The following is a 13,004-nucleotide window of genomic DNA, read 5'->3' as shown; positions in this document are numbered from 1 at the left end:
GCTCGCATGCCATCACCCTCGTCACCGCACGGCCAGATCTCACTCGCCCAGCTGCTCGCACGCCCCGAGCTGCACCTCGAGGTGCTCGTGCCCGGCGACCTCGATGTGAGCATCCGCTGGGTCGCGACGAGCGACCTCACCGACCCGACGCCGTACCTCCTCGGCGGCGAATTCCTGCTGACGGCCGGCGTCGGGCTGCGCGACCTCGACCACGCGGAGCTGGAGGGCTACGTCGAACGGGCCGTCAGCGCCGGCGTCGTCGCGCTCGGCCTCGGCATCGACCCGGTGTTCCACGAGGTGCCACCCGCCCTCCTCGAAGCCTGCACCGCGAGCGACCTCACCCTCGTGCGCATCCCCAACGACACCCCGTTCGTGGCCGTGTCGCGCACCTTTGCCGAGATGACCGAGCTGCGGCGAGTGGATGCGCTGCGCACGCTCGCCGACGCGACCCGCCGGCTGCTGCGCGCCGCATCCGCGGACCAGCCCGAGACGGCCGTGGCGGCGGCGCTCGCCGAGCGGCTCGGCTCCTGGGCGGCGATCGTCGGACCAGGCGGCGCTGTACGCGCGCGGGCCGGGCAGGTGCCACCCGCACCCGTACTGGGGGCACTCGCCGAGTCAGCAGACCAGACGAGGGGCGGCCCGGCCGCCTACCCGCTGCGCAGCCTCGGCGGGGCCGCCCTCGGCACGCTGCTCGTGGAGGCGGCTCCCCCGGCGGGCTCGACGGCGCACGCGTTCCTCACGACGGCGCACGGCATGCTCGAGCTCATCGCGCGGCAGCGCACCTCCGGCAGCGTCGCGCCCGGCCAGCTGCTCGTGCCGCTCCTCCTCGAGGCCGACGACGTGTTCGCCCGCCCGGACGGCGGCCCGGACACCGAGCTGTGGCGCGACCTCCTCCTGCAGGCGGCCGGCGGAGACACACGCGCCCGAACCCTCAGGGTCGTCGTCGCCTGCGCGCCCTCCTCCCTGAAGGACGCGAGCGAGCTGCACCGCTGGCGCAGCCTCTTCGACACGAAGCTCGTCAACATCTCGGCGGAGCACGCCACCGTCACCCTCATCACCCGCCTCGACGTCACGGAACGGCGCCTCGCCGCGTTCCTCGACGAGGGGTGGAGCTTCGTTGTCGGCCGGCCCGTCACGGCCGAGCAGCTGCGCGCATCCGCCGTGGAAGTTCGCGCCCTCGAGCGGCGAGCGAGGGAAGACGGCGGGGTGGTGCGCGTCGGCGCCGACCTCGCGCCCGTGCACTCGTTCATCGGCGCGGCCTCGGGGCGTGCACTCGCCGAGCGACGTCTCGAACCGCTCCTCGACCTCGACGTAGAGGCCCGGAACTCGCGCCTCGCGCTGCTGCGCGCCTGGCTGCACGCGAACGGGCACTGGGATGCGACGGGCCGCGAGCTCGGGATGCACCGCAACAGCGTGCGCCGCGGCATCGACCAGCTGCGGGGGCTGCTCGGGCTCGACCTCGACGACGCCCGCGTGCGCGCCGAGCTCGTCATCGCCCTCGAGTACGTGGAGTAGCTACCCGGCGAACGACTCGGTCAGGACCCAGAGCAGCACCAGCGCTGCGACGACGATCGCGAACACCGGTGCCCCAGCCACGAGCACCTCACCGATACTCGCCCCGCCTCGGTATCGGCGCCGCACGAGCACCGGGGAGAGCGGCTCGCTGACCAGCGTGACCCGGCACCCGGCCGATCGGAGCGCATCCACGACCCCGAGACCGTGCGGCGTGAACGCCGCGATCGTGTCGCCGCCGCCCCGCAGGATCACTCGCGCGGCGGTTCCCGGTCCCATCCTCGTCGGAAGCAGCAGGCGCTCGACGACGACGACCTCGTCGATGACGGCGAGCGGGATGACCCGCTCCCTCCGCCGAACTGAGCTGATCACGAGACCGGTCTCCTCGACCCTCGCTTCGACGAACCGGCCGAAGAGCACCCCGCCCACCGCGAATGCCACGGCCCCGAGGATCGCCAGGACCGCGCCGCCCACCGAGCCCTGCGCCCACGGCCCCGCGGCAGCCTCGACGAGCCCGAACCATGCGAGGCCGACGAGCAACGCAGCGGCGGCGATGACCAGAAACCATCGCCCAGCCCGTACCGACATGCGGTCCCTCCGTTCACTCCGCCGAGCGTGCCCCGAGTCGGGCTTCTCCGCCCCGCGCAGACGGCGGTCGGCCAGCCGCACGAGCAAGCCACCAGGGTAGCCCGCGCACCACCGCAGGCGCCCGCCGTCGCGGTAGGCTTCGGGCACGCTCTCCCAGCGCGCAGCACCGCACCTCAGCGAGACCAGTGCTCGCCGAACGCACCGCTGCATCACTTGGCCTGAGCCGAGGTGACCTCGACGTGACCCGTTCCATCGACGCCCGAGCAGCACGCATCCCGCTTCGCGCGACGCGAGGCGATGCCCTGCGCCCGGCCCTCCTGCTCATCGCCGTGCTTGCGCTCGCCCTCGGCGGCGTGCAGCTCGCCGTCGGCGTGGATGCACCCGTCCCGTTCTGGGTGCCGCTCGCCTTCACCGCCGTGTTCTTCGTCTGGACGGCCGCCGGCGTCATCGCGTGGTGGCAGCGCCCCCTGAGCATGGTCGGCGGCCTGCTGCTCGTCGGCGCGATCGCCATGTTCCTCGGCGGGGTCGGCAACCTGGGGCTCCCCGTGCTGGTGGAGCTGAGCACCATCTTCGCGACCCTCATCCTCGCCGTCACGGTGCACCTGCTGCACGCCTTCCCGTCCGGACGCCTGCAGGGGCGCGTCTCCATCGCCACGGTGGCCGTCGGCTACGGCGTGACGCTCCTGCTGCAGATCCCGCTGTACGTGCTCCCACCCGACACGCTCCCGCACCTCGTCGGAGTCTGGGTGCAGGCGTTTGTCGGCCTCGGCGTCATGGGGGTCACCGCGGCCCTCCTCATCCGCCGCCTCCGCTCCGCCGACCCGAAGAACCTGCGCGTCCTGCTCCCCCTGTACCTGTACGGCATCCTCGCGGTGCTGAGCATCCCCCTCTCCGCCAACGTGCTGCGCCTCCTCGGCGCTCCCGGCGATGTCATCGGCTCCATCCAGCTGGTGGTCATCGCGGGCATCCCCATCGCCTTCCTCCTCGGCGTGCTCATCGGCGGCTACGCGCAGACCGTGGAGGCGGAGGTGCTCAGCGCCTGGCTCAGCCTGGCCGGCTCCGCACGAACCGTCGTAGGGGCGGCGCTCGCCCGCTCGCTCGGCGACGACTCGCTGCGGGTCGCCTACTGGGCAGAGAACCGGCAGGTGTTCGTCGACGAAGCGGGCCTCGACGTTGATGTCCGCGCCCAGTCGACACCACGCCAGTGGCAGGAGGTGCACGTCGAGTCCCGACTGGTCGGCGCCATCAGCTACGACGAGCGGATGATCGCAGACCCCGAGACCGTGCGCCGGGCCGGTCGCGTGCTCGCCATCGCGCTCGACCGCGAGCGCCTCACCGCGGCGCTCCTCGCGAGCAACGAGGCGCTGCAGCAGTCGAGGCTCCGCATCGTGGAGACCGCCGACCGCGAGCGCAACCGCATCGCCCGCGACCTACACGACGGCCTGCAGGTGCAGCTCGTGCTGCTCGCGCTCGAGGCCCAGCAGATCGCGAACTCCGGCGACGCGCACCCGTCGACCGTGGCCGAGGCGACCGCGCTGCGGCACCGCATCGACACGGCGGCCGCCGACCTTCGCCGCCTCGTGCACGCGGTGCTGCCGTCGGCGCTCGTCGAGCGCGGGCTGACGGCGGCCGCCGAAGACCTCGTCGATCGCCTCGAGATCCCCGCGAGCCTCGTCAGCGACGCCGACGACAGCACCCTGGCCCCCGCGACGTCGCAGTCGGCGTACCTCATCATGGCCGAGGCCCTCACGAACGCCGTCAAGCACTCCGACGCGCGCACCGTGAACGTGCGCATCACGCAGCGAGGCGCGCTGCTCAGCGTGACGGTGAAAGACGACGGCCGCGGCGGGGCACGGGTCGAAGATGGCACCGGGCTGAAGGGGCTCGTCGACCGGATCGACACCCTCGGCGGCTCCTTCGAGCTCGTCTCGCCCCTCGGATCGGGAACGGAAGTACGGGTGGAGCTGCCATGCGGGTCGTGATCGGCGAAGACGAAGCGCTGCTGCGCGAGGGGCTCAGGCATGTCCTCAGCAACGACGGCTTCGAGGTGGTCGCCGCGGTCGGCACCGCCGTGGAGCTGGAGGTCGAGGTCGCCCGGCTCGCGCCCGACCTCGTGATCACCGACATCCGGATGCCCCCGACCTTCACCGACGAGGGACTCGTCGCGGCCCTCCGCATCCGGCAGGCGCATCCGGAAGCAGCCGTGGTCGTGTTGTCGCAGCACGTGCAGCGGCGCTACGCGAGCGAGCTCATCGGGCAACGCGACGGTGGCGTCGGCTACCTGCTCAAGCAGCGCATCGCCGACGTTCGGGCTTTCACCGCCGATCTGCGCCATGTGCAGGCGGGCGGCACCGTGCTCGACCCCGACGTCGTGGCCGTGCTCCTCGCGCGGGCGACGAAGATCAGCGGGCCCGTTGGGGAGCTCACACCCCGGCAGCTCGACGTGCTCGGGCTCATGGCCGAAGGCCGCAGCAACAGCTACATCGCCGCGAGGCTCGGTTCCTCCGAGAAGGCCGTCGTGCACCACACCTCCAACATCTACGATGCCTTCGACCTGCCCGTCGCTGCCGACGACCACCGCCGAGTGCTCGCGGTCGTCCGCTACCTCGCTGCCGCCGGAGACGTGGATGCCGGCGGGCGCTGAGGCTCCCCCGCCCCGGCGTCGGATTCCAGCTCAGCGGCCCAGGTCGGGCCGAACGCTCCAGCCGGGAGCTCTCTGACTCCTCCGACCTCTCTGACTCCTCTGACTCCTCTGACTCTCAGCTCGCGACAGGCGAGCTGTAGAGGGTGCCGATGAGCTGCTTCGCGATCTCGGTGGCGGGCCCCGCGCCGTTCGCGGCCGGGGCGAGGTTCGCCCAGACGACGAGCGTCACGTCGGCGACCGGGTCGTAGCCCATGAAGGAGTTGAAGCCGGGCAACTCGCCCGTGTGGCCGTAGAACTGCCCGAAGTGGGCGATGTTGTAGCCGTACGACGGGTCAGCCGGGTTCTTCGTCGTGGGTTGGAAGCTGTCCATGCGCGCCTGCTGCATGTCCGGTTCCAGGATGTCGCCGCTCTTCCCGCCGAGCGCCTCCACCCAGTCGGCGAGGTCGCCCGCGGTCGAGATGCCGGAGCCAGCCGACCACGCCCACGACGGGTTGTCGAGGGTGCCATCGTTGGGCGTGAACGTGCCCTCCTCGACCTGCTTCATGAGGTCCGGCGGCAGCTTCGACGAGCCGATCGTGTTGACGTTGGTCCACCAGAAGTAGCCGTCGGAGTGCGGCGATGGGATGCTGCTGTCCCCGATCTCGGGGAACGACGTCTCGTCGAGGCCGAGCGGCGTGAAGATCCGCTCGTCGTAGATCTCAGCGAGCGGCTTCCCGTCGAGGTCCTCGGCGATGAGCCCGAGGAGGATCGTGTTGGTGTTCGAGTAGTGGTAGTCGGTGCCGGGCTCGAAGTCGACCGGGAGAGGAAGCGCCATCTTGATGAGCTCCTCCGGCTCCCACACGCGGTCCGGATCCTCATCCAGTGCCGTGTTGAGCTCGAGCGTCTCCGTGTAGTTGGCGAGCCCGCTGCGCATGAGCAGCATCTGCTCGATCGTGATGTTGTCGCCGTTCGGCACGTCGGGCCGGTACTTCGACACGGGGTCCGCGAGCGCGATCTTGCCCTCCTGCACGAGCTGCAGGATGACGGTGCCCGTCCACGTCTTCGTGTTGGAGCCGATGCGGATGTGGTCGTCGACCGAGACGGGAGTGCTGCCGCCGGGGCTCGTCACCCCGTAGGTCGCCGTGAACTCCCCCTCTGGCGTGCGCAGCAGCATCACGGCGCCCGGCTGGCCGAGCTCCTCCGCGGTCTCCTCGAAGATCGCGGTCACAGCCGCCTCGTCGAACGGCTTCAGCGTGGATGTCGGCGCCTCGGTCTCCGCGGCCTGCGCCGTGCAGGAGACGAGGGCCAGGGCGGCGACCATGGCGGTCGCCGTGTACGTCGTTCTCTTCGCGATCTTGGACATGTGCTGTCTCCTCATGGATTGCGTGCGAACTCGGGGATGCTCGGTCAGTACGCCTGCTGGATGATCGCCGCGACCTTGCCGACGTCATCGTTCGCTTCGAAGACCCCGGGCATGCCCTCGTAGAAGCCCTGGTTCACGATGATCGTGAACGCCAGGTTGCGGCCTGACTCGGTGACCATGACGCCGCCGAGGGTCTTGGTGCCGAGCCGGAGCCTGCCGTTGAAGGCGTCGGCACTCGCGAGGGTTCCCGTCTTCGCGAACACCTTCCCGGCGGCGGGGCTGTCCTTCTGCACGTCGGCGAGCGACCCGTCGACGCCGAGGATCGGCATCGTGTCGCGCCACCGCTCGGCGTCGGGACGCTCCGCCATGAGGCTCTGGATCTGCACCGCGTTCCTCGGAGTGATGTAGTTGCCTTCGAGCCCGGAGCCGTCGACGAGGGAGGCGCCCGTCGTGTCGAGGCCGGCCTCGGCCCAGATGGCCTGCGCGACCCCCATGCCGTCCTTGTTGCAGTCGGTCTTGCCCGCGTCGACCGCGAGGCGGCAGACGAGGGTCTGCGCGCCACGGTTGTAGCTGACCTTCATGACGTAAGTGATCTCCTCGGCGAGCGGCAGCGACTCGAGCTCCGCGACCGCGGGGAGCGTCTCGACGGCGTCCCAGTTCGGGAGGGCCGACTTCGGGTTCTCCGCGGAGGGATCGGCGCTGACGGTGACCCCCGCGCGCTCCAGCGCCTCGATGAAGGCCGTGCGGGCGAAGGTCGACGGGTCGTCGAACTCGAACACCCGCAGCACGGGGTCGGCATCCGCGGCGATCGTGCCGGTCACGACGACCGTGTTCGGATCGCTCGCCGAGAGCTTCGGCGCGGAGAGCTTGTACTCCTCACCAGCTGGCACCGTCTCCACCTGGAGGTCGAGCGCCCACTTTCCGACGGCGGGTGTGAGCGCCGCGGTCGCGGGGGCACCCGCCTCCCCCGGCGTGACGAGCACGTCGAGGAGGTTCTGGTTGATGACGATGGGGGTGATCGGCTGCTCGGCGAGCGAGCCCTGGAACAGGCGGTCGTCGATGATCACGTCGCCGCTCACCGTCGTGATCCCGGACGCCTTCACCTGCGCGGCCAGCTCGTCGAGGCCCGTCAGGGGATCCTCGGGCGTCAGCGTCGCCCCCGGCAGGGGGTTCGCGTCGTTGTGGTCGAGGTTCGCGAAGCTGACGCTGCCGTCGTCCTTGGTGCGTCCGCCCATCGTCAAGTCGCCCTGCCCGACCAGCACGAGATCACCGTCGAGCGTGCCCGCCGTGACCTCGCCCGACTGCTTCACCGGCGTCACAACCGTGTGGTCAGGACCCCACTTCACCCACGCGGCGCCAGCGCTGTACGTCTTCACGAAGGAGCCCGGCTCGGCGAGCTTCTCGCCGTCCAAGTCGACGAGCACCTCACCCGTGTCCAGATCCTCGACCGCGATCGACCAGCGGCCGCTCGCGAACTGCGGCTGATTCATGACCTCGAGTGCCGCATCCGGAAGCCCAGGGACGGACACGAGCGTTGTCCCGTCCCACACCGGAACATCCGCATCGTTCGCGTCGGCCGCGACGCACCCCGTGAGCAGCAGCATCGCGACGGCCCCCGCCGTCAGGACGCGGGCGCCGCGGCCGAACCCTGCTCCGTGTGCTCGCCCGGCAACACCGTCGGCGATCACGCGCCCGCTCCGTTCGCGAGGACCTCAGCGAGGGCGCGGAAGGCGATATCAGCCGGATGCCCGGCAGGGCTGTCCGACTCGTTCATGTAGACGACGATGCTCGCGCCCGTCGCCGGGTCGTGGAAGGTGGCGGCCGTGAAGCCGAGCCCCTCGCCGTTGTGGCCGAGCCACCCGTTCGTCTCCCCCATCCCCACCGCATACAGGTCGTAGGGCGGCTTCGGAATCTCATGGCCCACCTGGCGCAGCTCCTGCGTCTCCGGCTTCAACAGTGAGCCGGAACCGAGCGTCTCCGCCCAGGCACGTCCATCCTCGAGCGTGGAGAAGAGCGAGCCGGCGGCGCCGAGGATCGACGGGTTCTCGCTCTGCGCGACGGGGGTGCCGTCGTCGATGACGTAGCCCGTGGGATGCGGTTGCGCCCAGTCGTCGACGTCGGTCAGGTACGTCGTGCCCGTCTGCCCGAGCGGGGTGAGGATGCGCGCGTCGAGCGCATCCGCGTACGGCTCGCCCGTGACCTTCTCGACGACCGCGCCGAGCAGGTTCGTGTTGGCGTTCGTGTACAGGTACTCGGCGCCGGGCTCGAACCGCGCCGGCTGATCGACGACGGGGGCGTTCAGCTCCTCCAGGGTGTAGATCTTCGTCGGGTCGGAGAGGAACTCATCCTGGAAGGCCTCCGTGACGTAGTCGGCGTTCCCGCTCGACATGTTCGCGAGCTGCAGCAGCGTGATCCTGTCGCCGTTCGTGATGCCCTCGACGTACTGATCGATGGTGTCGTCGAGGCTCAGCTTGCCCTCGTCGGCGAGCTGCAGGATGAGCGTGACCGTGTACGACTTCGTGATGCTGCGGATCGGCCACGACATGTCCGTCGTGACGGGCGTGCTGTCCTCGACGTTCGCGAGTCCCGTGGCCGTCGTCCACGAGCCCTGGCCCGGAATCCAGACCCCGGCGGCCGCACCTGGCACCTCGAGCTCGGCCATCACCGCGTCGAGGGCAGCCTGCAAACCGTCCTGGAGTTCCGCGGGCAGTTCGCCGTCCGGCGCGGCGGGGCGCGTGACCTCGGGAGCCGTCGGGTCAGTCGCGCTCCCCGCGCCGTCACCGCCGGCAGACGTGCATCCGCTCGCCAACAGGCCGATGGCAGCGGCCATCGCCGCCATGCCGAGAAGACGAGCAGATCGGGGTGCTCTTGATGCTTGGGATGCTCTGGAGGGGGCTTGGGGGCTGCGCATGATTCCTCATTCGTCGAGGTTCCCTGAGAGACGTCGGGAAGATCACATCTCAGGAATCACACTCGCCGACGCGGGCACGCGCGACAATGGACCTAGGTCCCTGTTGAGCTGGTGTGCCGCACGCGTCGCGCGCGTGCTGGCAGGATGCCCGTATGACAGTGCTCCTCGACCAGGTCGTCATGACCGACTACGGACTCTTCTACCTGACGTGGGAGGCGTTCGATTACGACGGCGACCTCGCGCCCCACTTCGCCGGGCAGCAGAACGGTTGGGTTGGGGCCGCACTGCCCGGCATGCTGTTCGTCTGCCTCGCACGTCGCGCGGGAGGGTCCGCGGTGAAGATCGAGCTGCTCGAGGCGCGCCCGTAGCTCGACGCCCCCGGCGAAGACTGCGTCGAAGTCTCCGTGACGCTCACCGACGACCGAGAAGTGTGGTGGAGCGGCTTCACCGGCATGGACGCAGGTGCGTTCGATCTGCCCGGTGGCACATACAGGCTCCGCGTGACTGCCCGAGGACGCGACGCGGGCCATGACGGCGAATTCGAAGACGAAGTGGTCGACTCGTACTTGCTGCAGCTCTGGTCAGCGCCCGTCGAGCACGACGAGATCGTTCGAACGGGCAGCACCGATGCGCGCTATTGGAATGACGCCTGGGGAACTCCCCAGGGCGAGACGGCGCCCACTCGAAGCTGAGGAGAGACCCGTCTTACTGTCCCAAGTCAGCCGGACGGGTTCTCGACCGGGAAGCCCTCGGCATCCGTGCCAGCTTCGGGGTCGACCTCACTCGGCGGGGTGGGCGCGCTCTCGTGTCGAGCTGCGTCCGGGTCGCCGCGGTCCTCGCCCACAGCGCGGACGCTTCGCAGCGCATCCCGCTCGGCGGCCTCGGCCGCCTCCGCGGCGCTCTGGCCCTCGTCGGACGTGTTTTCACCTGTTGGCTCATAGGTCATGGACCGGACGCTACGCGACGAACATCCACCAGCCGCAGGGGTTGCGCCGAAGCGCTTCCGGTGCTGCGTGCGCCGGTCAGCGGCGGCCGGCGCCCTGGCTTTCGCCCTCGACTGCCGAGATTTTCGCGTCTCGTCGGCGTCGCTCAGCCTCACGGTAGACGACCCACAGGAGCGCGGTCGGCAGGATGAGCAGGATGCGCAGAAGCACATCCCCCGTCTGGAAGGACGCGCCGACGACAAGCACCGACAGCAGCACGAGCCCCGCGAGGATCCAGCGGCGAGTGGTGGCGTCTTCCATGTTGGCCTCCGGTGTTCGATGTCGTGGCTCGCGCTCCGGTCGCGCTCCCCCAGGAATCACGTTGGCAGCAGTCAACCAGGCATAGCTCCGAGTTGGCGCCGTTGGCGCCGTCGCACCTGGGCAGGCCCAGGTCTGGCCGCACTCAGGCCGTCTCGGTCCGCACGGCCTCGACGTGCATCGCCGTCTGCTGGAGCGCCGAACGCAGCGTGAAGCCCTCGAGACTCGCCCAGCCGGCTGACCACGTGAGGCGAGAGGCGATCTCGAAGATCGAGGCGTCGGGCGATGCTTCGAGGGCGCCGGCGACCTCATCGGTGCGGCGCTGGTGGTGGCGCGCATGCTCACCGCAGCGTTCGGCAAGCCCCACGAACCGGTAGCCGTGCCCCGGCACGGCCTCGTCGACGCCGAGCTCGACGATGCGCCGAAGCGAGCGCTGGTACTGGAGCACCGGGTTGTTGCCATCGTCGCCGCCGAGGCCGAGCCCCGGGTGCAGCACGGGCGAGACGTGGTCGCCGGTGAACACCAGCCGGGTCTCCTCGTCGACGATCGACAGGTGCCCGGGTGTGTGGCCCGGGGTGTGGACGGCACGCAGCCGCCTGCCGGGCACGTCGAGCAGCTGCGCGTCATCGACAAGCACGTCGGCGCGCAGCGAGACCGGCGTCGCCGACCGCCCGACGAGCCGAAGGATCTCCCGGCGGCGATCGACCGGCACACCCCAGTCGACGAGCCTGGCCGTCTCGACCTCGACGCTCGGCACGTCCGCAGCCAGCGCATCGAGCGCCGCCTGCTCGGCGCGGTGCAGCACGATCGGCGCACCCGTCGCATCCCGGAACCGCTCCGCCAGACCGAGGTGATCGTGATGCAGGTGCGTCACGACGATCGACCGCACCTGGTCGAGCCGGTGGCCGGTCACCGTGATGGCGTCGGTGAGCACGGCGAGGTTCGCTTCGGCGCCTGAGCCGGGGTCGATGATGTGCACGCCACCCGCCTCGTCGGCGATCACCGACGCGAGCGTGCACGGGATGCGGCCGCCTGGCGTCGGCCCCGCGGGCATCGGGCTGCCCACCGTCCAGATACCGTCTCGGACCGCCTCGAGGGGCGCAACGGCCCCGTCGTGCCAGGCCGCCTCCTGCGCGGCGCTGCTCGCCGCGACGCTCGAGCCGCTCATGCCGCGGTCACCTGTTCTGGCAGAGCTCCGAGCCAAGTGCATCCCATGCCAGAAGCCTAGGACGCCGACGCGCGCGCCGGCACTGGCAGCAACTCCGACACCGACAGCGGCCCTGACTCCGACGGCGACGGGGACGGGGCGCGTGTGCGGGCGCCGCCCGAAGCTCCAGGCCGTCGACCATCGTGACCAACTTCAGTGCCAGAACGGCCCAAACCGCCCTTGGAACAGCGAGGAAGCGCGATTCTGCACTGAAGTTGGTCAGCGTCCGGCGAGAGCGAACCAGCGGCCGCGGACGCAGTCCAGCTAGCGGCGCACCGCGAACATCGAGACGAGCTCGTAGACGACGTGCGCCGCGGCGACGCCCGTGAGCTCGGCGTGGTCGTAGGCCGGCGACACCTCGACGACGTCGGCGCCGACGACGTTGAGGTCCGCGAGACCACGCAGGATCTCGAGCAGCTCGCGACTCGTCATACCGCCAGCCTCCGGCGTCCCGGTGCCGGGCGCGTGTGCGGGGTCGAGCACATCGATGTCGATGGAGATGTACAGCGGGCGATCCCCGATGCGCTGCCGAAGCTGCTGCACGACCGCATCCGCTCCGCGCCGGTAGATGTCGGCCGAGCTGACGATGCCGAACCCGAAGCGCTCGTCGTCCTCGAGGTCCTGCTTGCCGTACAGCGGGCCGCGCGTGCCGACGTGGCTGAGCGCGTCCGTGTCGAGGAGCCCCTCCTCGAAGGCCCGGCGGAACGGGGTGCCGTGTGTGTACGCCGCACCGAAGTACGTGTCCCACGTGTCGAGGTGCGCGTCGAAGTGCAGCATCGCGACGGGGCCGTGCATGCGCGCCATGTTACGCAGGAGCGGCAGCGCGATCGTGTGGTCGCCGCCGATCGTGACGATCTTCGCGCCCGTGTCGCTGAGGGCCTTCGCTGCCCGTTCCACCGTCCCAAGCGCTTCCTCGATGTCGAACGGGTTGACGGCGACGTCGCCGGCGTCGGCGACCTGCTGCGCTGCGAACGGCGACACGTCGAGCGTCGGGTGGTAGGGGCGCAGGAGGCGGCTCGACTGGCGCACGTGCGCCGGACCGAAGCGAGCACCGGGGCGGTACGAGACGCCGCTGTCGAACGGGACCCCCAGGATCGCCACGTCGAGCTTCTCGACCTCATCGACCCTCGGCAACAGCGCGAAGGTCGCAGGCCCTGCGAAGCGAGGAACCTGCGCCGAATCGGTCGGTCCGACGTTGCCGTCCTGCGTCACCCGAGCGGGGTTCATCCAGAAGAAATCGTTGCTCACTGTGGGGCCTCCTTGCCGCGTGCTTCTCCCCAGAAGCTAGCGAAAAAGACCTCAGACCAAGCGCACACTTTGCACCAGGTGCTTCAAGCTTCGGTGCGAATCGCACGCACAGTTCTCCCGCCGGATGCCCCACGCCACGCCACCAGACCACCCTCGCTACCCCGCCGACGCTACCTCGCCGCCCCGCCGCAGTCGCCCCCTCTCCCTCACCCTCGCCGCGCCACACCGGAGCGATCGCTGCCCGGCGAGTCGCCCTCTGGCGCTGACGCTAGGGGGCGACTCGCCGGGCAGCGATGACCTGGCGGGAACGG

General features: G+C 70.4%; 13 protein-coding genes. 5 read left to right on the top strand and 8 right to left on the bottom strand.

Annotated features, from left to right (window positions below; genetic code table 11):
- Positions 1 to 6 precede the first annotated feature (6 nt).
- Positions 7 to 1,515 carry a PucR family transcriptional regulator gene (locus C5E06_RS07040; protein WP_104306427.1) on the top strand — a complete coding sequence of 503 codons (1,509 nt, stop codon included), beginning with the start codon at positions 7 to 9 and terminating at the stop codon, positions 1,513 to 1,515.
- Here C5E06_RS07040 and C5E06_RS07035 read toward each other — a convergent pair whose 3' ends face one another.
- Positions 1,516 to 2,100, bottom strand: a complete 585-nt coding sequence (locus C5E06_RS07035) for a hypothetical protein (protein WP_104306426.1) — start codon at positions 2,098 to 2,100, stop codon at positions 1,516 to 1,518.
- A gap of 239 nt (positions 2,101 to 2,339) precedes the next feature.
- Between C5E06_RS07035 and C5E06_RS07030 the strand changes: the two genes are divergently transcribed.
- Positions 2,340 to 4,082, top strand: a complete 1,743-nt coding sequence (locus C5E06_RS07030; RefSeq protein ID WP_146081324.1) for a histidine kinase — start codon at positions 2,340 to 2,342, stop codon at positions 4,080 to 4,082.
- Complete coding sequence (locus tag C5E06_RS07025; protein ID WP_104306424.1) at positions 4,070 to 4,744, top strand: response regulator transcription factor; 675 nt, start codon at positions 4,070 to 4,072, stop codon at positions 4,742 to 4,744. Before C5E06_RS07030 ends, C5E06_RS07025 begins: the two co-directional genes overlap by 13 nt.
- A gap of 115 nt (positions 4,745 to 4,859) precedes the next feature.
- On the opposite strand, the gene C5E06_RS07020 is transcribed toward C5E06_RS07025, so the two are convergent.
- The 3 genes from C5E06_RS07020 to C5E06_RS07010 are packed head-to-tail and all read right to left on the bottom strand — an operon-like array spanning position 4,860 to position 8,925.
- On the bottom strand, positions 4,860 to 6,086 hold the full coding sequence (locus C5E06_RS07020; protein ID WP_104306423.1) for a serine hydrolase: 1,227 nt from the start codon (positions 6,084 to 6,086) through the stop codon (positions 4,860 to 4,862).
- A gap of 44 nt (positions 6,087 to 6,130) precedes the next feature.
- Positions 6,131 to 7,774 carry a D-alanyl-D-alanine carboxypeptidase/D-alanyl-D-alanine-endopeptidase gene (dacB, locus tag C5E06_RS07015; protein ID WP_219820190.1) on the bottom strand — a complete coding sequence of 548 codons (1,644 nt, stop codon included), beginning with the start codon at positions 7,772 to 7,774 and terminating at the stop codon, positions 6,131 to 6,133.
- The gene (locus C5E06_RS07010; RefSeq protein ID WP_219820189.1) at positions 7,771 to 8,925 is read right to left on the bottom strand and encodes a serine hydrolase; all 1,155 of its coding nucleotides are present in this window, start codon (positions 8,923 to 8,925) and stop codon (positions 7,771 to 7,773) included. The genes dacB and C5E06_RS07010 overlap by 4 nt, the downstream gene beginning before the upstream one ends.
- A 224-nt stretch (positions 8,926 to 9,149) precedes the next feature.
- Between C5E06_RS07010 and C5E06_RS07005 the strand changes: the two genes are divergently transcribed.
- Positions 9,150 to 9,365 (top strand): hypothetical protein, encoded by a 216-nt coding sequence (locus C5E06_RS07005; protein WP_104306421.1) that lies wholly within the window; start codon positions 9,150 to 9,152, stop codon positions 9,363 to 9,365.
- Between the two features lie 36 nt (positions 9,366 to 9,401).
- On the top strand, positions 9,402 to 9,689 hold the full coding sequence (locus C5E06_RS07000) for a hypothetical protein (RefSeq protein ID WP_104306420.1): 288 nt from the start codon (positions 9,402 to 9,404) through the stop codon (positions 9,687 to 9,689).
- A gap of 26 nt (positions 9,690 to 9,715) precedes the next feature.
- On the opposite strand, the gene C5E06_RS06995 is transcribed toward C5E06_RS07000, so the two are convergent.
- The 4 genes from C5E06_RS06995 to speB all read right to left on the bottom strand — a co-directional run bounded on the left by C5E06_RS06995 (position 9,716) and on the right by speB (position 12,672).
- Entirely contained in the window at positions 9,716 to 9,943 is a 228-nt protein-coding gene (locus C5E06_RS06995) for a hypothetical protein (RefSeq protein ID WP_104306419.1), read from the bottom strand.
- Positions 9,944 to 10,019: 76 nt separating this feature from the next.
- A complete protein-coding gene (locus tag C5E06_RS06990; protein WP_104306418.1) occupies positions 10,020 to 10,241 on the bottom strand; it encodes a hypothetical protein in 222 nt (73 codons plus the stop codon).
- A 142-nt stretch (positions 10,242 to 10,383) separates the two neighbouring features.
- On the bottom strand, positions 10,384 to 11,406 hold the full coding sequence (locus C5E06_RS06985; RefSeq protein ID WP_181062906.1) for an MBL fold metallo-hydrolase: 1,023 nt from the start codon (positions 11,404 to 11,406) through the stop codon (positions 10,384 to 10,386).
- Positions 11,407 to 11,709: 303 nt separating this feature from the next.
- Entirely contained in the window at positions 11,710 to 12,672 is a 963-nt protein-coding gene (speB, locus tag C5E06_RS06980; RefSeq protein WP_104307229.1) for an agmatinase, read from the bottom strand.
- Between the last annotated feature and the right edge of the window lie 332 nt (positions 12,673 to 13,004).

The sequence above is a fragment of the Pseudoclavibacter sp. RFBI5 genome, assembly GCF_002931395.1.
Taxonomy (GTDB): domain Bacteria; phylum Actinomycetota; class Actinomycetes; order Actinomycetales; family Microbacteriaceae; genus Pseudoclavibacter.
The sequence above is the reverse complement of the archived record's forward strand: the minus strand, read 5'-3'. Positions and strand labels throughout refer to the sequence as shown.

What these genes read in the sequence shown, in the direction of transcription:
- speB (WP_104307229.1), bottom strand. Translation starts at nt 12,672, where the DNA reads ATGAACCCCGCTCGGGTGACGCAGGACGGCAACGTCGGACCGACCGAT.
- C5E06_RS07025 (WP_104306424.1), top strand. Translation starts at nt 4,070, where the DNA reads ATGCGGGTCGTGATCGGCGAAGACGAAGCGCTGCTGCGCGAGGGGCTC.
- C5E06_RS06985 (WP_181062906.1), bottom strand. Translation starts at nt 11,406, where the DNA reads ATGAGCGGCTCGAGCGTCGCGGCGAGCAGCGCCGCGCAGGAGGCGGCC.
- C5E06_RS07020 (WP_104306423.1), bottom strand. Translation starts at nt 6,086, where the DNA reads ATGTCCAAGATCGCGAAGAGAACGACGTACACGGCGACCGCCATGGTC.
- C5E06_RS06995 (WP_104306419.1), bottom strand. Translation starts at nt 9,943, where the DNA reads ATGACCTATGAGCCAACAGGTGAAAACACGTCCGACGAGGGCCAGAGC.
- C5E06_RS07035 (WP_104306426.1), bottom strand. Translation starts at nt 2,100, where the DNA reads ATGTCGGTACGGGCTGGGCGATGGTTTCTGGTCATCGCCGCCGCTGCG.
- C5E06_RS07010 (WP_219820189.1), bottom strand. Translation starts at nt 8,925, where the DNA reads ATGGCGGCGATGGCCGCTGCCATCGGCCTGTTGGCGAGCGGATGCACG.
- C5E06_RS07005 (WP_104306421.1), top strand. Translation starts at nt 9,150, where the DNA reads ATGACAGTGCTCCTCGACCAGGTCGTCATGACCGACTACGGACTCTTC.
- C5E06_RS07040 (WP_104306427.1), top strand. Translation starts at nt 7, where the DNA reads ATGCCATCACCCTCGTCACCGCACGGCCAGATCTCACTCGCCCAGCTG.
- C5E06_RS06990 (WP_104306418.1), bottom strand. Translation starts at nt 10,241, where the DNA reads ATGGAAGACGCCACCACTCGCCGCTGGATCCTCGCGGGGCTCGTGCTG.